Consider the following 22,439-nt stretch of genomic DNA (forward strand, 5'->3'; position numbering starts at 1 on the left):
GCAAGCATTGTCCTTCCTTTGTGAACAGGCCCTAAATCCGTTTTACTTGAGAAGCGCTCAGATTTTCCGCGCGCGTCACTATGCTACGCTGAGCTTTCAATTTATCAGGATGAGCACCACTGCATGCAGCGGACAGGCTTGATTCTGGCCAGCTTGCTGGTCGTTATGGTTTCCCCTCTGGTTAGCGCCCAGGAAACGGATACCCTTTCCACATTGCGGCAGGACCTTGGTAGTGGTTCGCTGCGGCCTGTGCTGGAGCGACAGGATATTGTCAATCTTCCAGCAGCTGTGTTGGATCGCTGGTTGGCTGATACCTCATTTCAGGGTTTTGCTATTACTGGTTTTAATCAGGACAGTGAGCGCTTTGCTGCGCGGTTGCGCCTTCAGCACCGGGATCAGGATTCAGAAAATGTCAGTTTCATTCGGATTGCTGGTCGCGTGGGTGATGATTATACAATTGACCAGTTTTACGACTATGGTAGCGGCCTCAACCTCTCGGAATTGGCAAAACAGGCGAAGTGGTTAAAGACAGCACAAGGACAGCAGTTTCTTGTCATGCTGTCACGCGATCCAGGCTCTGCTGAGTTGGAAGCTCTGGCTGACAGCAGAACGCCATTCTTAGCCCTTTGGCTGGCGCAATGCATCGGCCAACCGTGCGAATCCAAAGCGCTGAACGCACAACTCCCCATCGACGAGCCCGCCATCTGGACTCTACGCCGCGGGTTTGCCTGGGAAGATCGTGATACGGCGCTATCCAGTCTTCGTGGTTTACGCCAAAAGCTGGGCGATGATCCCTGGCTATGGCGCATCACAGGTATCTACGCGCACTACTATCAGCACTGCGACTGGATTATCAAGGATCTGCAGGAGGCCTGGACCGCATCAGGCAGTGACGCGCTCGCGGACAGTGCGCTGCAATGCACCCTGTCCAGCATGGAGCATGACGAGAATTCATCATCGGCAGGAACCCACTTTCTGGATCGACTGTCCGAGACTATAGGTCGGGAGCGACTTTCCCGGGCGATCAATGCGTATTATCTGCAAGACCAACGGCCCGTACCCAGCGTGTTCAGCCCCTGGATAATTGGCCAGACAGGAGAGTGAAACCATGCGTGTTTCTGACTTGGCCCGCCAAGCTGCCACAACAACCGAGACGGTTCGCCATTACACAGATATTGGTTTACTGAAGCCGCAACGGGATCCGGGCAATGGCTACCGGCATTACAACCAGTCAGATCTGCGCTTGCTTCGTTTTGCCATCAAGGCTCGCTCGTTAGGCTTCACCCTGACGGATATCCAGTCTCTCGCGACAGCCTCTGAGGAAGGGGAAACCCCATGCGGGCAAGTACGTAGCCTGATTGAACAACGCCTGGAGGATGTTGAGGCCCGCATTCGCGAGTTACAGGCATTGAGCCAACGGATGCGCTCAGCCATGTCTGATTGGCAGGACAAGCCTGATTGTCATCTGGATGACGGCCGGGTCTGTGGTTTGATCGATGCGGTGGTTGGCGAGGACGAGCTGGAAACCTCTCGTTGAGCGTCGTGATCTTTGCCAGCAGGGGATAAGTGAAGGAGGCCGGTCGCGGCCTCCTTCAAAATACAGGTTATTTATCTTTGCTTTTTTCTTCCGGGCCTTTTTCCTTCTCGGCGGCGACCTTCTCCGCAGCTGCCTCAGCCCTGGCTTCGGCTTTTGCTTCTTCCTTGGCGGTATCTTCCTTGATCAACCCGAGCATATGCCAGCCGGCTTTCGGCTCAGGCTGTGATTCAGCGGTGAAAACCTGAACCCGATCCCGCGAATCAATGGCAAACAAGGGCCACACCTGCCGCCCTGGAGCATTGCGATATGCTTCAAAATCGAACTCTTCTGTCAGCCGGGTTTTACGGATCTCCGCTCCCTGGCTCAACAGACTGGCGAGACGAGCATAGGTCATATCCGCACCGAACAGGGTAGCGCCACGGTGCTCGGGCGCCACTTCGTGCTTCACTTCTTTCTCGGTCTTCTGGGTGGGAAGACTGAAGATATTCTGCTCACCGAATTCAATCCGGTAGCGCATGGTGGACATGGTATTCAGTTCCCGGCGGGGGCTCAGGCCCAACAGCTTGCCAAGGCCGATCAAATCGAGATATTGGTCAGCGTGTTGGGAGACAGGGTTGCCGTAAAACGTGCCCAAGCCTTCCATCCGTGCAGCGCGAATCGATTCCCAGCTCGAATCCGTTACCGTGACCGGGAAGTTGTTTTTCTGCAAAGCCGCACCGATAGCGCGGGCAACAGGGTTGGCACCAATGATCAGGAACCCACGTGGCGCCGGCTCTGCCACTTTCAATAAACGGGCAAGCGGACGGGCAGTGAGGCTCTGCAGGGCGACGGTGCCGATAATCACCATAAACGTCAGAGGCACCAGCATTTCGGCACCCGCAACGCCATTCTGTTGCAGGCGTTCAGCGAACAGAGCGGAAATCGCAGCCGCGACAATACCCCGAGGCGCGATCCAGGCCAGCAGTGATTTCTCTCTCCAGTTCAGCGAGGATCCCATAGTAGAAAAAAGCACGGAAAGTGGGCGAGCGACCAGCTGGATAATCACCAGAACAGCAAGCGCTGTGGCACTCAACTGACTCAGCTCTTCCATCTCCAGGCGGGCTGCCAGCACGATAAAGAGCACAGAGATCAGCATCACCGACAGGTTCTCCTTGAAATGGAGAATGTCGTCAGTACGCACCCCTTTGCGGTTAGCCAGCACAATCCCGGTGGCGGTCACGGCAACCAGCCCGGATTCCTCGCTGAGTCCGTTGGCGAGAACGAACTCGCCGATCACCATGGAAAGGACCAGGAAACTGCGCAGATATTCGGGAATCAGATGGCGACGAAGCAGCTCGGCGAGGCCAAGTGCTACCAAGGTGCCGATGGCGCCACCCACCAGAATGGCCTGGAAGAACAGCCACAGCGAATGCAGGATGGCACCATCCTGACCGGTTGCCACCACCAGCTCGTAGGCGAGTACCGCGAGAATAGCCCCGATGGGGTCAATCACAATACCTTCCCAGCGCAACAGCCTCGAGACACTGCTCACCGGACGCACACTGCGCAGCAAGGGGACGATTACCGTCGGGCCTGTAACCACCACCAAAGCACCAAACAGCAACGCCAAGCCAAGCGGTAGCTCCAGCAGCCACCAGGCTGACAGGGTGACCACCGACCAGGTAATCAGTGCCCCCCAGGTCACCAGCCGTTGAACGGTTTTTTCCAACCCGCGTATCTCATCGAAGCGCAGCGTCATTGCGCCCTCAAAGAGGATGATGGATACCGCAAGCGATACGCCGGGCAGAAGCAGATCCCCGAACAGGTCCTGCGGAGAAACCACGCCGGTAAGAGGACCAAGCGCGAGGCCTGTCAGGAGTAGAGGAAGAATGGCAGGCAGTTTTATCCGCCAGGCAACCCACTGACAGCCAAAGGCGACAACCGTGATGATGGCCAACTGAAAGGCGATTTCTAGCTCCATTGGTCACCCTTATGGCTGTCATGTTCAGATTGGTTAAGCGAAGAGAGAATCCGGGCAGGGCAGCGTGTCACCGGACCTGGGTCACCGGCAAGACGTTCAGTTGACGCAGAAAGCATGCATTACACTCATAATGATTCGGGCTAATAGTCACAGCCTGTTCATCCAGAGGCAACCGCTTTCTGAGCCCTTTTACGATTACGCTTTGCCGAGCGGGCGCTTGGTTACGCTGTCGTGAATTAGATTCAATTTTCGATGAAGACGGCACTAAGCTGCGCTAAACTGGCCTATTGCCCACCTTGTGAGACGCTGTTTATGCAAACTGTCAGCCCCGGTCGACTTGCCATTATTCTCGGATCGCTTGTCGCCCTGGGGCCTCTGGCTATCGACACCTACCTGCCAGCACTGCTTACCATGTCCGGTCATTTTCAGGTTCCCATCCATGATGTGGAAATTTCTGTCAGCGTTTATGTGCTGGGTGTGGCGGCGGGGCAATGGCTTGGCGGACCACTATCAGATCAGCTCGGCCGCAAACCGGTGGCATACGGGGGGCTACTGCTATTCATCGCTGGCAGCCTGCTGATTCCATTCTCTGCGGATGTGGAGCAGCTGTATCTGCTGCGCTTCATGCAGGCGCTGGGCGGCGGAGCCACCGCTGTTATTGCTGCGGCCTCTGTGCGTGACCATTTTTCAGGCAAGGAGGCTGCACGGGTTCTGACCTCGATTGGACTGGTAATGTTGCTGGCTCCACTGCTGGCGCCGGCTATCGGCTCCTTCCTGCTTCATCTGGCTGGGTGGGAAAGTATTTTTTTCCTGTTGGCAGGCTATGGTGGGTTGTTGACGCTGGTAGTGGCGTTGCTGTTGCCCAAAGTGGCTTCGCAAAGCAGCGGGGAGCCGCTGTCGAAGCGCCTGTTTACTGCTTACGGGCGGGTAATTCGGCAACGTAGGGCTATGGGCTTCATTCTCGCTAATGGGCTCTCTTTTAGTGCCATGTTCACGTTCATCACCGATGCGGCGTTTCTGTACATGGATTATTTCGAACTGAGCGCCGCTCACTTTCCCCTCGCGTTTGGGGCGAACGTGGTGACCATGCTCGCGCTTAATCGCCTGAATGTGGTGTTGCTTCGTTATTACGACACCGCCGCTATCATGCGCACGGGGCTGATGATTCAGAGCGCGGCAGCGCTTGTGCTGATGGGGCTGGTCCTGACTGGAAGTCTGACCCTTTGGCTGGTGATCCCGTTGATCATGGTGGTGTGCGGGATGATGGCGCTGGTCATGCCCAATGGTATTGCCTGCTTCCTGAGTTTGTTTGAACGTGACAGCGGTGCCGCAACCGGGCTTAACGGCGCCCTGCAATTCCTGCTGGCCGGGATGGTGGGGACTTTGCTGGGCACTTTGCACAACGGTACGCCGCTACCCATGGTGGTGTTAATGGCTGCTGCCAGTCTGATGGCATTGGCGCTGTTTCTGGTACTGACGCCGGAAAAACCCCGGCAATAAATCAAATGCTGTTCCGTTAAGCTCGAAGGTGTCTGAGGAGCTACGCATGCAGGCAAGCTCCAAAGTATGCGCGGGATAAGACAGAGCCTCAGCTCCAGTCCCGTAGGGTGGAAATGTCCGAAGGGCAACTCCACCCGTTGCGCCACCGCCTATCCGTAGGAGCGGGAGCGGACGTTCGGCCGCGATGCACTCATCTTTCGCGGCGGAACCGCCGCTCCCACAAAAACAGGAAGCTCTTCCTCCCCTTCCTGGAAGACGACCAAACCCCATATTCCGACGTTTATTGTCGGGTGTGTTCTGCTGCTTTCATGGGAGGCAGCGCGGCGGCGGCTACGGTGAGTAATACGGGCAGGAACCAGGGCAGGGCGATCCAGCCGCTCAGGGGGAGCTGCCCATCAAACAGTCGCTGTCCCAGCGGCCAGAGTGCCAGTAAATGTATCAGTGACGCCAACAGTGCTGCGCTACCGGCCATGAAGAAAGCTTGCAGTGCTGCGGTTTTTCTCAGTAGCCCGGTGTCTGCCCCTAATGTCACCAACAGACTGTTGTCGCGACGTAACTGGTCTGCGGTGGTTAGCAGGGCAGCCCCAAGCACGAGCATGGCGGCCATCATCAACAACCCTCCGACCCACATCGCGGCTTGGCTGGCCTGACGGACAATGTCTTGCAAACTGGAGAGAATGGCATTGACGTCCAGCAGGCTGATTTGCGGGAAGTGGGCGACCAGCGTGCTCAGTTCAGCGCTTTTGTTTTCCGGCAGGAAAAAACTCGTAATCCAGGTTCGGTTCTGGGCAGATAGCGTGCCTTCGGCAAACATGAAGTAGAAGTTGGGGGCAAAGCTTTCCCAGTCCACTTCACGGAAACCCGTTACCGTGGCAACAATCGGCGTGGCCGAGCCAGTAAAGGTGAGTCGATCACCCAATTGAAGCCCCAGCGAGCCTGCCAGCTTGCTCTCCACTGTTACTTCACCCGGTTGAGCTGCCAGGCGGCCCTCTTTCATCAGGTTGCTATCCGGAAGCTGGTTACTTTCCGTTAGCGAGAGGTCACGATTCAGTGCTCGTTCGGCACGATCTTCTTCCTTGGTGACCGCCTCACGCACTGACTCGCCATTGATCTCCGTCAGGCGGGCGCGAACCACAGGATAGAGGGGCTGAGCTTCACTGTTATGCTCCTTCAGCCACTCGGCAAAGCCCTGAAGATCATCATCAAACAGGTTGATCACGAAGTAATTGGGGGCCTGTGCGGGCAGAGTGCTTTGCCAATCATCGAGCAATTGTCGGCCAGCCTGCATGGACATGGACAGTACTGACAGGGAAATGATCAGTGCTGCCAGTAAAGGCAGGGATGTTGCCTTGCGACGACTCAGGCGACGAAAAGCCAGTCTGACAGGCAGGGGCGCACGGCGCAGCAGACGATCTACTGCCATCATGAGAGGCCAGAGCAGCACCGGCATTCCTATGGCAACTGCGCAGGTAAGTAATAGCAAGGGCCAAAGAGTGGTCAACGAGCCGGTCAGCAGCAAGGCGAGGGGGATGGGTGTTAGCAGGGCAATGATCAAGGGCGCGCGTGGGCCGGTTTCCTCTGCCCCTCGAAGCAGGGACAGTGGAGATTGGCCAAGTTGTTGCCAGAGGGTTGGCGCAGCAAATCCCATCCACATGATAACGGGCCCGAACAGGCCCTGAAGTGCCGCCGCCCACTGGCTCACCCCGCTATCGAGGCGCGAGGCAATCACTGCACCAACTAATGACGCGAGCCCCACACCGAGCATGGCGGGTAATAGCAAAGCAAGGGCATCCCCTCCGAGCAAACGATTGGCAATCTGCCGCTGGTTCGCACCAACCGTTTTCATCACCGCACAAAGCGTCTGCTGCTGCCTTGCACGATGGCGAGCAGTGAGGAAAATTGCGGCAGCACAAAGAAGAACCACCAGCATGATTGCCAATTGCGACCAAAGGAAAAGCTGCTGGATAGGTCCCCTTTCGCGAAGTGCGGTGCTGACAACGGTTTCGAGCTCCTGATCCGGGCGCAGTCCTGGTTCAAGTGTGCGCTGGAGCGTATCACGGTCGGTGTCACTTACCGCAACGAGAAGGTTGTGGTGATAGCGACTTCCAGCACCAAGTACACCCGTGCTTTCCAGGTCCGCCATGGAAATCATGGCGCGAGGATTCATGCTGTAAAAGCCAGACTGTTGATCGGGTTCCTGAACGATAACCTTCTCGATCAGCAGCGTCCGCTCACCCAGTGTGATGGTGTCACCGACATCCAGTGTAAGCCTGTCCAGCGCTTGTCCCGCCAGCCAGATTCGCCCCGGGGATGGCCCGGACGATTGTGCATAAGCGGGAGAAAAGCGACCATCGCTGATCTGTAATTCACCATATAAGGGGTAGCTGTCCGAAACGGCACGGACACTGGCAAGCAGGAACTGCTCATCATGGATCAGTACACTGGCGAAGCTGGTAGTTTCGGCGTGAGAATAGCGTTCAAGAATCTCGCGCTGCTGCGGTTCCGGGAAGCGGGTTCCGTCCAGAATCAGGTCTCCACCCAGCGCTTCTGCGGTACGCTGGTTGAAACGATCATCAACACTGTTTCGCAACACCAGCATTGTGGTCATGGCCAGTGCTGCAATAAATATGGCCAGTGCCTGCAGGCGGAATGCTGCTGAGCGCCATGTAGTGAAGCGCCACGCCTTAGTCACTGAGCTGCCCCTCATTCAGGGTGAATTGGCGTTGGCAGCGCTCGGCAAGGGCTGGGTCATGGGTGACCAGAACCAGGGCAGTACCTTGCTCTTGATTCAGTTGAAAGAGCAGATCCGCCACATGTTGCCCGTTGGCGTAATCCAGACTGCCTGTGGGTTCGTCTGCAAACAGCACAGCAGGAGATACGGCAAAGGCCCGGGCCAGAGCTACCCGTTGTTGCTCCCCCCCTGACAGCTGGGCTGGGTAATGCTGCTGGCGCTGGCTGAGTCCAACCTGTTCCAGCCACTGGCTGGCGAGTTTCCGAGGAGAGGGGCGTCCCAGGATTTCCAGAGGCAGCATGACGTTTTCCTGCGCGGTGAGGTCTGCGACCAGCTGAAATTGCTGGAAGACAAACCCGCAATGCTGCCCACGCAAGCGAGAGCGCAGATCCTCATTCCTGGTGCTGAAGGGCTCCCCCTTGAGTTGCACCTCTCCAGTGCTGGGCACATCCAGTCCGGCGAGAAGGGAGAGCAGGGTGGATTTCCCTGAGCCCGAGGGGCCCGTGATGGCAACACTGTCACCGGCGAAGACATCGAACGTGATATTCTGCAGAAGTTTCAGGTTCCCTTCCGGGCCGTTAACCTCTTTACCCAGATCATGTGCGCGTAAAACCGGAGAAGTGTCATTCATGTTTGTCAGGCTACTCATGTTGCAGCGTTATCGAATTGTGGCAGCTTTGACCGCGATATTGCTTGCCAGTTCGGCAAGTGGCCAGTCTGTGCTGATTCTTGGCGATAGTATCAGCGCTGCCTACGGGATGGAAAAAACCCAGGGTTGGGTACATTTGTTCGAACAGAAATTGCAGCCCTATTGCAACAATTCGCGGGTGATCAATGCGTCAGTAAGTGGAGAAACCACCGCCGGGGGCAAGTCTCGATTGCCTGAGTTGCTTGATGCGCACCAGCCAGACATCGTGGTCATTGAGCTGGGTGGGAATGATGGCCTGCGGGGCCTGTCACCAATCGCCATGCGCCGTAATCTGGAGACAATGATTACCCTGGCACGAGATAGCGGCGCGACACCGGTGCTGCTTGGAATGCGTATCCCGCCAAATTATGGTCCCCAGTACACCAAGCTATTCGAACAACAGTTCCAGCTGGCTGCCCAGCAGCATGATGTCCCCTTTGTCCCTTTCTTTCTTGAGGGTATTCTTGAGCATGGGGGTTTCCAGCAGGACGGTATTCATCCTGCGATAGAAGCCCAGCCTCTACTGTTACGCAATGCGGAATCTGTACTGGGGCCCATTCTTCCTGATTGTTATGCCGGCAGCGATGAAGCGGCGAAGGCGGACGAGCATGTTTGATTTGATGTCTCCCTGGGAGAGCATTCTGGATTACTGGTTCGAAGATGGCCTGAGCCGTGGCTGGCCCAGCGATCCTGCGACCCGCAAGTGGTTTCGCTCTACCCAAGGGGATGATGCGGAGATCGAGCATCGTTTTGGCGATGCGGTGAGCGCCGCGCTGCAGCAAGAGCTGGTGGAGTGGGAGCGCCATCCAGAATCGCGGCTGGCGCTGATCCTGCTGCTGGATCAGTTCACTCGCCACATTCATCGTGGCACCGCGAATGCTTTCGCAGGTGACCATCGTGCTGCCACTTTGGCAGTAGAAGGCCTGTCACGACAGATGATCAACAGGCTCCCGCTGTGCGGTCAGGTTTTTTTCGTCATGCCGTTAATGCATTCAGAGGATATGGATCTACAGGAGCTATGTATTCATACCCTGGAGAAGTTGCACAAGGAGTCGCCAGAATTCGCTGCCGGGCATGTTTATAATCATCTTGCCTCCGCCCGACACCATGCGGAGATTATTCGCCGTTTCAGCCGTTTTCCGCATCGCAATCAGGTTTTGGGCAGGGAAAGCACCCGAGAAGAGTTACATTTTCTTGAGCAGACCGGGCGCTTTGGTCAGTGAGAGGCGGGTTTTCGGCGAATGTAGAGTGTCTTGCTGACCCGGGCCACACAGTTGCCGGTTGCATCGACAATCTCCACTTCCCAGCAAGGCAGGTACTTGTCACCACTGGCGGTGTGCTCACGGATCGCATCAATCTGTTCGTCGCTCAAGGTGAAATGAGCAAAAACCCGGCCTTTGCCTGGACTGACAAAATCAATGCTGGCCGCCTTGTCCCAGACAACATAATCAGGCCCCAGCACATTCATGACCATCAGCATGTAGAACGGGTCAATCATTGAATAAAGACTGCCGCCAAAATGGGTGCCCACATAGTTGCGGTTATACCAGCGCAGGCCCATGGAGACTTTTAGCTCCCGAAAATCCTCCGCCAGGTAGTCAACTCTGACGCCGGCTCCGAGATAGGGGCCGTACAGATTCAGAAACCATCGCAGCCCGGCCGGGCTGCGAGCAAAGCGCTGAAGCAGTTTACGCATTGCCAGGCTCCAGAACGGCAAGGGCAGCCAGCAGACGTTGCCGCTCGGCATCGCGAATACCCGATGAATGAGCTGCCAGCATTTTGGTCATTTCCTCCAGCACCGAGAATCCCTGCTGTTTCATGGCTGAAGGCAGCGCTTCAAGCTGCCAGGCCAGCCGCCGTTGCCGCTCAGGTTCAGGAGAGGGCACACCGGCCAGGGCCTCGAAAGCTACCGCCATACTGAGTTGAGATTCATCCACTTCCTGAACGGAATCAAGGGCGGAAACCTGCTCCTGCAGACGGTGCCATTGCTGCCAGTCTTTCAGCTTGGCCAGCCGCTCCTGGGCGCGGCGACGCAACTGCTGCACCTGCCGATTCAGCGCAGGTGCAAGACGGCCATCCACTGCGTCTTCCAGGTTATGCAGGCATTCCCTTAGCGTGTTGGCGTTATCACTGGAGAAAGGTGCCTGAAGGGCCTGCTCCAGGCTCTCAATTTCGCCTTTGACACGTTCCTGGCGTTGATTTTGATCAGCCTTGAACGCCTCCTTCTGCTTGTCCCGCGCTTTGAATACCTGATCTACGGCCTTGCGGAAACGTTTCTGCAGGGGGCGATGCTGAGAGGGGGGCAGCCAGGCCGTATTGCGCCACTGTTTCTGGATCTTCTGGGCCTCTGCAATGGCATCACGCAGGTCCTCAACCTCAAGATTGATTTGCTCAACTTGCGTAATCAATGCGGTGCGCTGGCTAGCAGCCTGCTCACTATGGACGTCAATTTGTTCGTCCAGCGCGGTCAGCGCTGCTGAAAAGCGTTTCTGTACATCCCGGTTATCGGTAAAACGCACGGGCTGATAGCGCTGCCAATCCCGTGGGGCTTGCTGGCGAATTTGCCACAGACCTTCCCAGTCAACATGGTTCCAGTCCTGGGCAGCGATGAAACCGTCCAGTTGGGCACAGAGCTCAATTCGTTTTTCCAGATTGGCCTTGCGCTGCGCATCCTGCTCGGCAAAGTGAGCTTTACACGGCTCGTAGGCCAGGTCCGTAGCGGCCTTGAAGCGATCCCAGAGCGCCTGGTCTTCATCCTGATCAGAACTCATCAGGCTGCGCCACTCTTCATGCAGTGCCTGGATGGCACTGGCCAGCTGCTGCGGGTCCAGCGTACTGCTGGCGAGCTGATCCATTTGCGCACAGAGTTCCTGCTTTTTTGGCTCGGCGGCAAAGCGATGCCAATCCTTCAGTTCTTCCCGTCTAGCCTTGAGTTTCTCAAGTTCCCGGGCAAGCTGGGGAGCATTGCCCTCGGCCAGCAGGGCCTCAGCCTTATGCCAAAGCCGGTTGGCATGGCGAAGGTTGCCTTTGCCCAGTTCTCTCTTCAGGGCAATCAGCAAGCCTCGGTGAGGATTGCTTTTGGAAGAAGCCGGGGCGCTGTGCTCAGACGGTTTGGGCTCGGCGGGCGTTTCCAGCAGTTTGGAGAGCAAGGAAGGGCGTGCATATTCTGCCGGCCACTGGCTGGCCAACTCTTTCAGTGCCTTCGGGTCATCCCGATGCTCGCCAACGCGGTCCGCCAGGCTAAGCATGCTGTTAAAGGCAGCACAAAGGTTCTCGAATGCAACGCTTTCATCCTGGCTGGGCAGGCTTTGTTCACTGGCTCCATTCCAGCGTCGTTGCTGGGTTGCCAGAGCGGAACGCATTTCTCCCAGTTGGCTGTCCCAGGTGTCTTCGGTTGCCTCGCCCAGTAGCTGATAGAGCGAACGGCAGGCCGCATTGCGTTCCATTTTTGCGGTTTCAGCCAGTTCCTTCCTGCGGTGCTCTTCCTGTAATTCTTTCAGCTGTGTACGGCAGCGGTTGAGAGCAAGATTGACACGATTGGCAAGATCCGGCGTGGCACTGGCTGCTGATTCTTGCCACTGCTGCTCCAGTTGCTCAAGGCGCGGACCGTACAGCGCATCCACTCGACGACGAGCATGCTGCTCGAAACGATCCGCCAGCTGGATAACGCGGGCTGAGGCCGCTTCCTGTCGTTGCTGTTGCTCCTGCAATGCTTTCGCTGCATCACGAGCAATCCGCACCACACGCTTGTCTCTGCCTTCACGGGTAAGACGCTTCAAATCGGGTAGTGAACTGATTTGTTGGGCGGCGGCCACACGGACAGGCTCGCTGGGGCCATCAATCGCCAACGGCAGTAGTGCCGGGTTGCCACTCATACGCTCTATGGCTGCGAGCTGGCAGGCTTCGTCTGGGCTATGTGTGGCGATATGGGCCAACACCTCAGGGTTTTCCGTCAGCCTGACCAGGCGCAAGCGCGTGTCATGAGGAGGGGCGTCAGGGGTGGTGCCGGCAAGCAGTGACATGATGCGCATGGATGCCGCTTCTCGAACGGAAGGCGCGCCGTCCTGATTGAAAATTTCGTCAAGCAACCCGAAATCGGCCAGGCACGCGGTCGCTGCAGCCCTGACCAGGGTGCTGGAGTCACCCCGGGCCAATTTGGCCAGGATTTCTGCATCACTGGCGGCAGACATTTTTTCAATGGCTTTGAGACGGATATCAGGATTGGTGTGTTGCCAGCGCGGTTTTAGTAATCGACCAAACATAGTTATTGGCCCGGCGAGGCCGGGCGTCCTGTTCTGGATTGGAGCCAGTAACGCTTACTGTTGCTCCAGTCGTGAGGCAATTAATGCGTCCTTTTCTTCCCAGAGTTCACCAATCCATTGCTGAAATCTTTCCCGGAAGGCCGGATCCTGCTCATAGTCTCCCTCTGAAGCCCAACCAGGTACCACGCGCTGCGTCACAACAACTTCCACATTCCTCATGGCACCGCCAAGATAGGCGAGCAGGGAGCGAGGGGCTTCCGGGGGATAGATAATGGTCACATCCAGCAAATTTCGCAAATGGCCTGACATGGCACCAAGAGTAAAGGCCGCGCCTCCTGCTTTGGGTTTCAACAGGTAGCGATAGGGCGATTGCTGCTTGTCATGCTTGGCTTGAGTGAAACGCGTTCCCTCAAAGAAGTTCATGACCGAAGTCGGGAAGTAGGCAAATTTCTCGCAGGCTTTACGGGTGGTTTCAAGATCCTTGCCCTTGAGCTCCGGATTTTTGGCCAGCTCTTCCTTTGTGTAGCGCTTCATGAAAGGGAAATCCAGTCCCCACCAGGCCAGCCCCAGCACAGGGACCTTGATGAGCTCCTGTTTTAGGAAGAACTTCAGAAACGGGATACGGCGGTTGGAAATGCGCTGCAACACAAGAATGTCAGCCCAGCTCTGGTGGTTACAGGTCACCAGATACCACTGATCACGATCGAGACTCTCCATCCCGCTGACGGTCCAGCGAATACGGCTGCTTAGTGCAATGATGGCGTTATTGATGCCAATCCAGGTTTCGGCGATGAACACCAGCACTTTTGAGAGCGCCACCTGTGCTTTGTCGAACCGCAGCACCAGACGCAACAGCACGAACAAATAAAGAACCGGGCAAAGGATGAGAGTGTTGAGAACAATGCCTAGCAGGGCCAGGGCGCCACGAATTTTATGCCAGTTATTCATAGTCTTGTCTTATTCAGGAACCTTTGGGAATGCTACCCAATGACCATTCATAAGTCCCATGCGTTTTCGGTCAAAAACTGTTGGTAGAACGCTTTACCCTGCGGCTATTCTGTGAATATGAACAGGATGTTTTGCCAGCAATTCTGGCTATTAGCGGGGTTAAGCCTGGTCTCCGGGGTGCATGCAGAAACACAACAAAGCACCGATCCGGAACCGGGAATCATTACCAATTCCCCCCCTCATCCGTGCATTCACCACAATGGAAACAATGGTTGGGTGGATCGCACGCACAACTGGATGTCCAGAACAGTCTGTGGTCCAAGTCGCTGGGTCGACGGGTTCTTTGCGGGTCCCAACGAAATCTACACAGAGCAGCCGGGCACACAGCTCAGGGTGATTGCTGCGTCCCGCTTTCAAGAACATGACGGCGATGAAAATGAAGTAAAGGTGCGAGCGAAGGCTGAACTGCCGAACGCCGAGCATCGTCTCAGCTTGATGTTCAGGAACGATGATGACACCAGTGATGAACTGCGGAACGACCTGGATAGCCGGCCTGAAGAAGTAGGGCAGAACAACACCGGCTATCGTGCGGCACTCCGCTGGGTTGTTGATATGCCGGAAAGAATGGATATCGACCTTGATGCGGGTGTTCGCTCCGAGTTGACCACTTTCGTCCGTGCTCGCTATCGCTGGACCACGCCCATATCCTCCCTCGCCACCTTCCGCTTTACGGAAAAGATCTACTGGGAAGATCCGGATGGGTTTGGCGCCAACAGTCTTTTTGAGATTGATCGTCCTTTCACTGAACGCTCGACCGTGCGCTTTGCCAGCGAATGGGAGAAAAGTGAGGAATTTAACGAAATGAAGCGTGGCTGGTACTTCAACCAATCCGCCAGCGTCTATTTTAGGCTAGGTGCTCAAAGCGGGGTTGGAGCATCAGTGGGGTTTGATGGTTTTACGGCCCCGGTTTCCGCTATCCAGACTGTGCGAACCAGCGTCCGATTCAGGCGGAATATCTGGCGCCCCTGGTTTTTTTATGAAATCGAGCCTTATGTTTTCTGGCCACGAGAGGAGAACTATAAAGGGATTTCCGGGATTGTACTGAGATTGGAGCTGCAGGCGGGATTACCCTACGACTAGACGGCGAAGCAGGGCAAACCGGCATATGCTGGTCCGCCCTGATCATAATGCTCACTGATGCCTGAGCTCAGTTGGCCCAACCGCTGGTGCGGCGGCGCCCAGAGCGGGAGCGCATTACCAGTCCGATCACCAGACCTGCGCCCAGAATCAACAGGCCAGTCAGCCATTCGCGATAGCGGTTACTGCTGCGAAGCATGACATTCTCGCCTTTCACTTGATCCAGTTCAGAGCGTAGCAGGCTCAGTTCTTCGTTGAGACGACGATTGGCTTGATCGAGGCGAATGGGATCAGAAGCAACTTCCTGGAGCTGTTCCAGTTCGTTGCTTCGTGAGCTCAGGGAGTCTTTGAGGCTCTGGGACTGCTCAGACAGTGCATCGCGCTCGCCCTTGATTTCAGCCAGCTGGGCACGAAGTTTGGCGGCTTCGGCTTTTGCGGCTTCGCTATCACTACGGGCGCGCTCCAGCAGGATTTCGGCAGTCGGCGACTGGCTCAGGTACTGTTTGCCGATATAGCCCTCAATATCGCCATAACGGATTTTGGCCCAGTCGCCATCAAAGCCATAAAACTCGATGCGCGTACCACTTTTGATGCCGCGGTGAACAATCCGGCCACCAGGGTTGGCTGCGGCGCGAATCGGTACATAGATGCTGTCATCCACCCAGGCTGCGGCAGCATAGGTATTGCCCCAACAGGTGGCGAGGATCATCAGCATGATAGCTCTTGTGAGCATGGGTCACTCCTTGGTTCAGGCCGCGCAGTCTAAAACAGAGGTCACGGCGGCGGCGCTACAATAGTCACAATTCAGGCGGCAGACCCTGATTGGATTGTAAAAAATCGAAAATACAGCCGTTAGTATCAGGGCAAAACCTTCTTGAACGGCTTAACGGTTACCTGGGCATACACGCCAGCAGCGATGTAGGGGTCGGCATCAGCCCAGGTCTGTGCGGCCTCAAGGGATTCAAACTCTGCGACCACCAGGGAGCCGGTAAACCCGGCGTCTCCGGGCTCCTCACTATCGAGAGCGGGGTGCGGGCCAGCCAGAATCAGGCGCCCCTGATCCCGCAGGGTTTCCAGGCGTGCAAGATGGTCTGCGCGAGCCTGTTTTCGCAGCGGTAGTGAATCGGGTACATCTTGACTGATGATGGCATACAGCATGGCAGTGTCCTTTGCGGAAATCAGTTACTTGTGGTGTTCCAGCATCTCTTCGAAGGTCAGCCCGGTCAGGCTGGTCAGACGCCGTATCAGGTAAAACAGGGCAGCAGCAAAAACGATCATGGAGGGCAGCACGATGACCGGGTAGCTCAGCGCGGTCATTTTAGCCAGCTCTTCGTTGAATGCCACTGTGCCAGGAGGGCTTTGAAGGATGTATTTGGCCAGACCGTAATTGAGCATTGAAGAGAGAAAAAAGGACCCGGCGATCATCCAGGAAGCGACGGTCAGCGTCCGTTCGAATGCAGCCTCGGTGCCCTTGAATGCCAGCCCGGCGGCAATTTTCTCTGTGGCAAAGACCTTGTCGTTGTAAACGAAAGTGCGCACCAAGGGCCAACGGGTGTAAAGCGAGCCGACTGTCGCCAAGCCCAGAATGCCGGGAATAGCCGCTTCCTTGATGGCCATGTATTCCGCATCCAGCTCCAGCAGACCAATGCCGCCAGTCAGCAGGATGCTGATAATGCCAAGGGCAGAATAAAAATTGATCTTGCTGTTGCTGATCAGATCCTTGAGGCCATAGCCCAACGGGAATGCCAAGGCGACAACAATGGCCCACTTGGTGCCCAGGTATTCATCGCTGGACAGTTTGCTGAGAATCAGGGTGGGGATGATGATGTTCAGCAGCAGGTTGGCGAGCAAGCTCTCTTTTTTTGCTGGCTGAGCGGGTGCTCCGCTGGGGCTGTCGGTCTCGGTAGGGCTGCTCATCGCTTCGGGAATTTAACCTCAGGTAAGTAAAATGGGCTCAGGCGCATGATGGTAACCACATCAGCGCAGCAATTCACCCCACAATATGGTAGCTTGTCGACCTCTCAACAGGGGCCCAGTTCCATGCCTGATCAGGATGCCGAATGTTTCGATTTGCATAGCCACAGTCTGGCCTCAGATGGTGCGCTCGCGCCTGCCGAACTGGTGAAGCGTGCAGCAAACTATGGTGTTACCTGTTTGTCCCTGACGGATCATGACACCCTCGACGGCCTGCCTGAAGCGCATCAAGCGGCTCAAGAGCAGGGGATTCGACTGATCAATGGCATCGAGCTGTCCATTCGGCATGACAATCGTGAATACCACATTCTCGGGCTTGATCTGGATGTGAATTCCCCGCAGCTTTGTGAAAGGGTGGCCGAGCAGCAGCAGGCCAGGATCAAGCGCGCTCAGGAAATTGGGCGGCGGCTGGACAAGGCTGCAGGGCTCGCCAATAGTTATGAGCGAGCCTGCGAACTGGCCAATAGCCCCGCACCGGGCCGACCGCTTTTTGCCAAATATCTGGAACAGGCAGGCCGGGTGCGCAATATGCGCCATGCCTTCAACCGTTTTTTGAAACAGGGGCAATCTGCCTTTGTGGCCACCCCCTGGTGCAACCTGGAGGAGGCGATTGAGGCAATTCACGCAGGCGGGGGGCAGGCAGTGGTCGCGCACCCTCATGGCTACGGGCTAACACGCAAGAAGCTTCGCCAGCTGCTCACCGCCTTCAAGGAAAGGGGTGGTGATGGCCTGGAAGTGGCGATGCCTGGGTTGACGCGCCAGCAGCAGGAGTTACTTGATGAATGCTGGCGACATTTTGATCTCAAAGTGTCGGCCGGGTCTGACTTTCACTCGCCGGAACAGAAGTGGCTGGCGCTGGGTCGCCTGCCACCCTTGCCCAGTGACGCGACGCCGGTCTGGCAAAGCTTTTCGCATTAAAACAAATGGTTAAAGTCTCTTTCTCAAGTAAATTATTGCTCTTGTGCAAGGCTGAAATGGTGGGATCAGCATGACTGAAGTGCTTTACATTCATCCGGAATCTCCACAGCCCAGGCTGATTCGCCAGGCCGTGGAAGTGATCCGCAAGGGCGGGCTGATCGCCTACCCGACGGATACGACCTATGCGCTGGGCTGCTGCATCGGTGAAAAGAACGCACTGGATCGCCTGATCCGCTTGCGCCGTTTGGACAAGAAACACCAGTTTACTTTGCTTTGCGAGGATCTCTCCGCACTGGCTACCTACGCCAAGGTCGAAAACCCGGACTACCGACTGATCAAGGCTCACACTCCGGGCCCTTATACCTTCATCCTCAACGGCACCACCGAGGTGCCGCGACGGCTGATGGATGCCAAGAAGCGCACCATTGGCATCCGGGTGCCAAATCACCCGATCTGCCAAGCGCTGCTTGCCGAGCATGGCCAGCCGATAATGACCTCTACCTGCCATCTACCCGATGATGAATTTCCGCTCACCGACCCGCAGGATGTGCGTGATTTCCTTCAGGGGCAGGTCGATCTCGTCATCGACGGAGGTTTTGGCGGTGTTCAGGAAACCACCGTCATCTCGTTGGTGGATGGCGACGGCCCGCAAGTCATTCGTGAAGGCGCCGGCCCACTGGACAGTATTTACTAATCCTGCTGGCCAACTTTTCACCAGCAGAGACCTGAGGGGTGGCTTTATGCTGTCCCTGATCCCCTTGTTCACCGTATAATCGCTTGCTTTGCTGGTGCCGCCTTTGGGCGGCACCGCTGTTCAGTCATAAGGAGTGGATTTTGAGTTCCGTGGTTTCTTCCCAGCGCGTTGTGTCCGGCATGCGTGCTACCGGCAGTCTTCATCTGGGGCATTACCATGGCGTGCTCAAGAACTGGGTGCGTCTTCAGCATGAATACGAGTGTTTCTTCTTTGTGGCCGATTGGCATGGCCTGACCACGGAATACGAAAACCCGCAAAAGATTGAACAGCATGCCTGGGACCTGGTCATCGACTGGCTGGCGGCTGGCGTCAACCCGGGCTCAGCCACCCTGTTTATTCAAAGCCAAGTGCCTGAGCATGCCGAGTTGCACTTGTTGTTGTCGATGATGACTCCACTGTCCTGGCTAGAACGGGTACCGACCTACAAAGACCAGCAAGAAAAGCTGCGTGAAAAGGATCTCAGCACCTACGGATTCCTTGGCTACCCGCTGCTGCAATCTGCTGACATTCTTGCCTATCGTGCCGGCCAGGTGCCGGTGGGGGCCGACCAGGTCGCCCATGTGGAATTGACCCGGGAAGTCGCTCGTCGCTTTAACCACCTGTATGGCCGTGAGCCAGGCTTTGAAGAGGCCGTGGAAGCCGCGATCAAGAAAATGGGCAAGAAGCAGGCAAAAATTTATGTAGGTCATCGTCGCCAGTATCAGGAAAAAGGCGATGAGACCGCTCTGGAAACTGCCCGCGCACTGGTCGATAGCCAGCAGAACATTACTCTGGGTGACAAGGAGCGCCTGCTTGGTGATTTGGAAGGCGGGGGCAAGGTCATTCTGCCGGAGCCTCAGGCGCTACTGACGCCGGCATCCAAGATGCCCGGCCTGGATGGCCAAAAAATGTCCAAATCTTACGGCAACTTCATCAGCATGCGTGAAGAACCGGCAGAAGTAGATAGCAAGATCCGCCGTATGCCGACGGACCCGGCCCGCGTGCGCCGCACCGATGCAGGCAACCCGGATAACTGCCCGGTATGGCAGTTCCATATGGTTTACTCCGATGAACCGACCCGCCAGTGGGTGCGTGAAGGCTGCACCAGCGCGGGGATCGGCTGCCTGGACTGCAAAAAGCCGATTATCGAGGCCGTGCAGGAAGAGCTGGAACCGATCCGCAAACGTGCCGAAGAGCATTTGCGTAACCCGGATCTGGTCCGCACCATTGTGGCCGAGGGCTGTGAGGAAGCACGAGAAGCCGCGCGTGCCACACTGGAAGAAGTGCGCGCCAGCATGGGATTGAACTACCGCTAAAGCGGGGCAGGGACATGACGGAAACGGCAGATTCGACAACGCAGGCACCACAAGAAGCGCATCATGCCGGGCAGGCTGCCCAGCAGGCAGAGATGCCCTTCGGCCTGGTGTATGGCAAGGCGATCACGAAACTGCCTGATGACCTGTATATCCCGCCTGACGCACTGGAAGTTTTTCTTGAAGCCTTCGAAGGGCCACTGGATCTGCTCCTGTATCTGATCAAGCGCCAGAATCTGGATATTCTGGATGTGCCTGTGGCCACCATCACAGTTCAGTACATGGAGTACGTGGAGCTGATGAAGGCCATGAACTTCGAATTGGCCGCTGAATATCTGGTCATGGCGGCCATGCTGGGTGAGATCAAGTCCCGCATGCTGCTGCCGCGGCAGAAAGAAGATGAAGATGAGGAAGGGGAAGACCCCCGCGCTGAACTGATTCGCCGCCTGCAGGAATATGAACGTTTCAAGAAAGCAGCTGAAGATATTGATGAGCTGCCAAGGCTGGAGCGGGATGTATTTCCAGCAGCGGCCAAACGGCCGGAATACAGCCGTGAAAAGGCTCAGCCTGATGTGGATATGCGCGAACTGCTACTGGCCCTGAAAGAAGTGATGCACAGGGCAGACATGTTCGAGAGCCATCAGGTTTCCAGAGAGAAGCTGTCTACCCGTGAGCGGATGGCGAATGTCCTCGACAAGCTCAAGGGCCGTGAGTTTGTTCCTTTCATCGAGCTGTTTAATCCTGAGGAAGGCAAGCTCGGCGTCGTCGTCAGCTTCCTGGCAGTGCTTGAACTAGTGAAAGGTTCCCTCATCGAGTTGGTGCAAACCGTGCCTTTTGCGCCAATCCATGTGAAAGCCAAGACGCTGGTGATGGAAGAATCTGACGTGCTTGCTCAGCTGGAGCTGGAAGATGAGCCGGAGACGGAGAATGACGCCCATGATGGTACCAAGGGGTAAGCGTGGACGCTGAAAAGATCAAAAAAGTGATTGAAGCCGCCATTCTGGTTGCCGAGGGGCCACTGGATCGCGATGCCATGTTGATGCTGTTCGATGAAGAAGATCAGCCAACCAAACCCGAGTTGGCCAAACTGCTGGAATCCCTGGCGGAAGACTACGAAGAGCGTGGCATTTATCTTCGTGAAGTGGCCTCCGGTTTTCGCTTTCAGGCACGTCCGGAACTGGGCCCGTGGGTAAGCCGCCTCTGGCAGGAGAAGCCGCCACGTTACAGCCGCGCCATTCTCGAAACGCTGGCGCTTATTGCCTACCGTCAGCCCATTACGCGTGGTGAAATCGAAGAAATTCGTGGTGTTTCCGTAAGCTCCCATATCGTGAAGAGCTTGCTGGAGCGAAACTGGGTAAGGGTAGTGGGGCACCGGGATGTACCGGGTCGCCCAGCCATGTTCGCCACCACACGCCAGTTCCTGGATTACTTCGACCTGAAGAGTCTGGAAGACCTGCCACCGCTGTCCGAGATTCGGGATCTGGACAAGGTCAACGAAGAGCTTGAACTGACTGATGTGCCACCGGTCAATGCTGCGCCTGGTGATCACGACGAAGCACCCAGCGGTGAAGATGGCCATGGCTTGCTGGACGAAGAACATGAATCTCGCCTGCCCAGTGATCAGGAAAGCTTCCCGGGCCTGGAACAGGAACCGGATGTGGACGAAGCGGACCTGATGAGCATGGACAACGTGGACGCGGTGTTGGCCAGCTTTGAACAGGAGTTCAGACGCAAACCTGCCTCCGAAACAGCAGAAGAGTATGCCGCTGCCAATCAGGATGACTCCTCTGAGGAAGCAGAAGAAACGCCAACCGAAGACACCCTGACAGATATGACAGCCGCGGAGGCTGGCAATACCGAGGATAGTTCCAACCGTCATGAATGAAACGGAAAAACTGCAGAAAGTCCTGGCCCGTGCCGGCTTGGGCTCTCGCCGTGAACTGGAAACCTGGATCGAAGCTGGCCGGGTTTCCGTTAACGGCGATATCGCCACACTCGGTGACCGGGTTGGCCCTGATGACCTAATTAGAGTGGATGGCAGAGTAGTTAAAGTGAAGGCTGAAGAAGACATCGTCCAGCGTGTGATCATGTACCACAAGCCGCCGGGCGAGGTGTGTTCACGAAATGATCCCGAAGGTCGGGCCACCGTTTTTGATAACCTGCCGCGGCTTAACGGCCTGCGCTGGGTTCAGGTGGGCCGTCTGGATATCAACACCACCGGCCTGCTGTTGTTCACCACAGACGGCGAGCTTGCTCATCGGCTCATGCATCCCTCCAACGGGTTCGTTCGCGAATATGCCGTGCGAGTGCGGGGTGAGCTGACCCAGGAAAAACGTCAGGCCATGCTGGATGGCGTGCTTCTGGAAGACGGCGTTTCCAAGTTCGAAACCATCAGCGATGCCGGCGGAGCAGAAGAGGGAGCCAACCACTGGTACAAGGTCACCTTGGTCGGTGGCAAATATCGAGAGGTGCGGCGCCTGTTTCAGTCCCAGGATCTGGACGTGGCGCGTCTGATGCGGATTAGTTTCGGGGATCTGCGTCTGCCACCTCAATTGCGTCAAGGCCGCTGGATGGAGCTGGAGCCCGAGCAAATTCAAGGTCTGATCGACAAGGTTGAGCTCAAGGGCAAGAAATATACCGGCCTGTATGGTCGTGCCCGTCTGCGCCATCAACGCGGCAACAAACCTCCTCGCAAGGCCCGCCGTGGGCCATATCGTCGTTAAAAATCTTAAAGGCGA

Annotated in this window: 21 protein-coding genes; 12 read left to right on the forward strand and 9 right to left on the reverse strand. The window is 56.4% G+C overall.

Annotated elements, in window-relative coordinates; all coding sequences use genetic code 11:
- The first annotated feature begins 123 nt into the window (after positions 1-123).
- A complete protein-coding gene (locus tag Y5S_RS05125) occupies positions 124-1,104 on the forward strand; it encodes a hypothetical protein (protein ID WP_052041407.1) in 981 nt (326 codons plus the stop codon).
- A gap of 4 nt (positions 1,105-1,108) precedes the next feature.
- Positions 1,109-1,537 carry a MerR family transcriptional regulator gene (locus Y5S_RS05130; RefSeq protein ID WP_035231007.1) on the forward strand — a complete coding sequence of 143 codons (429 nt, stop codon included), beginning with the start codon at positions 1,109-1,111 and terminating at the stop codon, positions 1,535-1,537.
- A gap of 67 nt (positions 1,538-1,604) precedes the next feature.
- On the opposite strand, the gene Y5S_RS05135 is transcribed toward Y5S_RS05130, so the two are convergent.
- Complete coding sequence (locus Y5S_RS05135) at positions 1,605-3,497, reverse strand: cation:proton antiporter (protein WP_052041408.1); 1,893 nt, start codon at positions 3,495-3,497, stop codon at positions 1,605-1,607.
- Between the two features lie 312 nt (positions 3,498-3,809).
- Between Y5S_RS05135 and Y5S_RS05140 the strand changes: the two genes are divergently transcribed.
- Positions 3,810-4,997 carry a multidrug effflux MFS transporter gene (locus Y5S_RS05140; RefSeq protein WP_035231008.1) on the forward strand — a complete coding sequence of 396 codons (1,188 nt, stop codon included), beginning with the start codon at positions 3,810-3,812 and terminating at the stop codon, positions 4,995-4,997.
- 280 nt (positions 4,998-5,277) lie between these two features.
- Here Y5S_RS05140 and Y5S_RS05145 read toward each other — a convergent pair whose 3' ends face one another.
- A complete protein-coding gene (locus Y5S_RS05145) occupies positions 5,278-7,689 on the reverse strand; it encodes an ABC transporter permease (RefSeq protein WP_035231009.1) in 2,412 nt (803 codons plus the stop codon).
- Positions 7,682-8,359, reverse strand: coding sequence for an ABC transporter ATP-binding protein (locus tag Y5S_RS05150; protein WP_035231010.1), 678 nt, complete (start codon positions 8,357-8,359; stop codon positions 7,682-7,684). The genes Y5S_RS05145 and Y5S_RS05150 overlap by 8 nt, the downstream gene beginning before the upstream one ends.
- Between Y5S_RS05150 and Y5S_RS05155 the strand changes: the two genes are divergently transcribed.
- On the forward strand, positions 8,358-9,032 hold the full coding sequence (locus Y5S_RS05155; protein ID WP_231552631.1) for an arylesterase: 675 nt from the start codon (positions 8,358-8,360) through the stop codon (positions 9,030-9,032). The genes Y5S_RS05150 and Y5S_RS05155 overlap by 2 nt on opposite strands.
- On the forward strand, positions 9,025-9,639 hold the full coding sequence (locus Y5S_RS05160) for a DUF924 family protein (protein WP_035231011.1): 615 nt from the start codon (positions 9,025-9,027) through the stop codon (positions 9,637-9,639). The genes Y5S_RS05155 and Y5S_RS05160 overlap by 8 nt, the downstream gene beginning before the upstream one ends.
- Here Y5S_RS05160 and Y5S_RS05165 read toward each other — a convergent pair.
- The 3 genes from Y5S_RS05165 to Y5S_RS05175 are packed head-to-tail and all read right to left on the reverse strand — an operon-like array spanning position 9,633 to position 13,626.
- Complete coding sequence (locus Y5S_RS05165; protein WP_035231012.1) at positions 9,633-10,112, reverse strand: DUF4442 domain-containing protein; 480 nt, start codon at positions 10,110-10,112, stop codon at positions 9,633-9,635. The genes Y5S_RS05160 and Y5S_RS05165 overlap by 7 nt on opposite strands.
- Positions 10,105-12,678, reverse strand: a complete 2,574-nt coding sequence (locus Y5S_RS05170) for a DUF349 domain-containing protein (RefSeq protein WP_035231013.1) — start codon at positions 12,676-12,678, stop codon at positions 10,105-10,107. The genes Y5S_RS05165 and Y5S_RS05170 overlap by 8 nt, the downstream gene beginning before the upstream one ends.
- A 54-nt stretch (positions 12,679-12,732) precedes the next feature.
- The gene (locus Y5S_RS05175; RefSeq protein ID WP_035231014.1) at positions 12,733-13,626 is read right to left on the reverse strand and encodes an acyltransferase; all 894 of its coding nucleotides are present in this window, start codon (positions 13,624-13,626) and stop codon (positions 12,733-12,735) included.
- Between the two features lie 117 nt (positions 13,627-13,743).
- On the opposite strand from Y5S_RS05175, the gene Y5S_RS05180 reads away from it, so the two are divergent.
- The gene (locus Y5S_RS05180; RefSeq protein WP_231552638.1) at positions 13,744-14,766 is read left to right on the forward strand and encodes a hypothetical protein; all 1,023 of its coding nucleotides are present in this window, start codon (positions 13,744-13,746) and stop codon (positions 14,764-14,766) included.
- Between the two features lie 67 nt (positions 14,767-14,833).
- Here the strand turns inward: Y5S_RS05180 and Y5S_RS05185 are convergent, their stop codons facing one another.
- From Y5S_RS05185 to Y5S_RS05195, 3 genes are all read right to left on the reverse strand, one after another.
- Complete coding sequence (locus tag Y5S_RS05185) at positions 14,834-15,496, reverse strand: TIGR04211 family SH3 domain-containing protein (protein WP_035231015.1); 663 nt, start codon at positions 15,494-15,496, stop codon at positions 14,834-14,836.
- A 125-nt stretch (positions 15,497-15,621) separates the two neighbouring features.
- Positions 15,622-15,921: a YciI family protein gene (locus Y5S_RS05190; RefSeq protein ID WP_035231016.1), complete on the reverse strand. Its 300-nt coding sequence runs from the start codon at positions 15,919-15,921 to the stop codon at positions 15,622-15,624.
- Between the two features lie 24 nt (positions 15,922-15,945).
- Positions 15,946-16,680: a VC0807 family protein gene (locus Y5S_RS05195; protein ID WP_035231017.1), complete on the reverse strand. Its 735-nt coding sequence runs from the start codon at positions 16,678-16,680 to the stop codon at positions 15,946-15,948.
- Positions 16,681-16,803: 123 nt separating this feature from the next.
- On the opposite strand from Y5S_RS05195, the gene Y5S_RS05200 reads away from it, so the two are divergent.
- The 6 genes from Y5S_RS05200 to rluB all read left to right on the forward strand — a co-directional run bounded on the left by Y5S_RS05200 (position 16,804) and on the right by rluB (position 22,424).
- The gene (locus tag Y5S_RS05200; RefSeq protein WP_035231018.1) at positions 16,804-17,655 is read left to right on the forward strand and encodes a PHP domain-containing protein; all 852 of its coding nucleotides are present in this window, start codon (positions 16,804-16,806) and stop codon (positions 17,653-17,655) included.
- Between the two features lie 70 nt (positions 17,656-17,725).
- Positions 17,726-18,349, forward strand: a complete 624-nt coding sequence (locus Y5S_RS05205; protein ID WP_035231019.1) for an L-threonylcarbamoyladenylate synthase — start codon at positions 17,726-17,728, stop codon at positions 18,347-18,349.
- 140 nt (positions 18,350-18,489) lie between these two features.
- A complete protein-coding gene (locus tag Y5S_RS05210; protein ID WP_081939677.1) occupies positions 18,490-19,704 on the forward strand; it encodes a tryptophan--tRNA ligase in 1,215 nt (404 codons plus the stop codon).
- A 14-nt stretch (positions 19,705-19,718) separates the two neighbouring features.
- The gene (locus Y5S_RS05215; RefSeq protein ID WP_052041410.1) at positions 19,719-20,657 is read left to right on the forward strand and encodes a segregation and condensation protein A; all 939 of its coding nucleotides are present in this window, start codon (positions 19,719-19,721) and stop codon (positions 20,655-20,657) included.
- Between the two features lie 2 nt (positions 20,658-20,659).
- Entirely contained in the window at positions 20,660-21,586 is a 927-nt protein-coding gene (gene scpB, locus Y5S_RS05220) for an SMC-Scp complex subunit ScpB (RefSeq protein ID WP_035231020.1), read from the forward strand.
- A complete protein-coding gene (gene rluB / locus Y5S_RS05225; protein WP_035231021.1) occupies positions 21,579-22,424 on the forward strand; it encodes a 23S rRNA pseudouridine(2605) synthase RluB in 846 nt (281 codons plus the stop codon). The genes scpB and rluB overlap by 8 nt, the downstream gene beginning before the upstream one ends.
- Positions 22,425-22,439 lie beyond the last annotated feature (15 nt).

It is taken from the genome of Alcanivorax nanhaiticus (assembly GCF_000756665.1).
Lineage (GTDB): Bacteria > Pseudomonadota > Gammaproteobacteria > Pseudomonadales > Alcanivoracaceae > Alcanivorax > Alcanivorax nanhaiticus.

Coding starts and splice junctions, on each gene's coding strand:
- Y5S_RS05125 (WP_052041407.1), top strand. CDS start 124: ATGCAGCGGACAGGCTTGATTCTGGCCAGCTTGCTGGTCGTTATGGTT.
- Y5S_RS05130 (WP_035231007.1), top strand. CDS start 1,109: ATGCGTGTTTCTGACTTGGCCCGCCAAGCTGCCACAACAACCGAGACG.
- Y5S_RS05135 (WP_052041408.1), bottom strand. CDS start 3,497: ATGGAGCTAGAAATCGCCTTTCAGTTGGCCATCATCACGGTTGTCGCC.
- Y5S_RS05140 (WP_035231008.1), top strand. CDS start 3,810: ATGCAAACTGTCAGCCCCGGTCGACTTGCCATTATTCTCGGATCGCTT.
- Y5S_RS05155 (WP_231552631.1), top strand. CDS start 8,358: ATGTTTGTCAGGCTACTCATGTTGCAGCGTTATCGAATTGTGGCAGCT.
- Y5S_RS05150 (WP_035231010.1), bottom strand. CDS start 8,359: ATGAATGACACTTCTCCGGTTTTACGCGCACATGATCTGGGTAAAGAG.
- Y5S_RS05160 (WP_035231011.1), top strand. CDS start 9,025: ATGTTTGATTTGATGTCTCCCTGGGAGAGCATTCTGGATTACTGGTTC.
- Y5S_RS05165 (WP_035231012.1), bottom strand. CDS start 10,112: ATGCGTAAACTGCTTCAGCGCTTTGCTCGCAGCCCGGCCGGGCTGCGA.
- Y5S_RS05170 (WP_035231013.1), bottom strand. CDS start 12,678: ATGTTTGGTCGATTACTAAAACCGCGCTGGCAACACACCAATCCTGAT.
- Y5S_RS05175 (WP_035231014.1), bottom strand. CDS start 13,626: ATGAATAACTGGCATAAAATTCGTGGCGCCCTGGCCCTGCTAGGCATT.
- Y5S_RS05180 (WP_231552638.1), top strand. CDS start 13,744: ATGAACAGGATGTTTTGCCAGCAATTCTGGCTATTAGCGGGGTTAAGC.
- Y5S_RS05185 (WP_035231015.1), bottom strand. CDS start 15,496: ATGCTCACAAGAGCTATCATGCTGATGATCCTCGCCACCTGTTGGGGC.
- Y5S_RS05190 (WP_035231016.1), bottom strand. CDS start 15,921: ATGCTGTATGCCATCATCAGTCAAGATGTACCCGATTCACTACCGCTG.
- Y5S_RS05195 (WP_035231017.1), bottom strand. CDS start 16,680: ATGAGCAGCCCTACCGAGACCGACAGCCCCAGCGGAGCACCCGCTCAG.
- Y5S_RS05200 (WP_035231018.1), top strand. CDS start 16,804: ATGCCTGATCAGGATGCCGAATGTTTCGATTTGCATAGCCACAGTCTG.
- Y5S_RS05205 (WP_035231019.1), top strand. CDS start 17,726: ATGACTGAAGTGCTTTACATTCATCCGGAATCTCCACAGCCCAGGCTG.
- Y5S_RS05215 (WP_052041410.1), top strand. CDS start 19,719: ATGACGGAAACGGCAGATTCGACAACGCAGGCACCACAAGAAGCGCAT.
- rluB (WP_035231021.1), top strand. CDS start 21,579: ATGAATGAAACGGAAAAACTGCAGAAAGTCCTGGCCCGTGCCGGCTTG.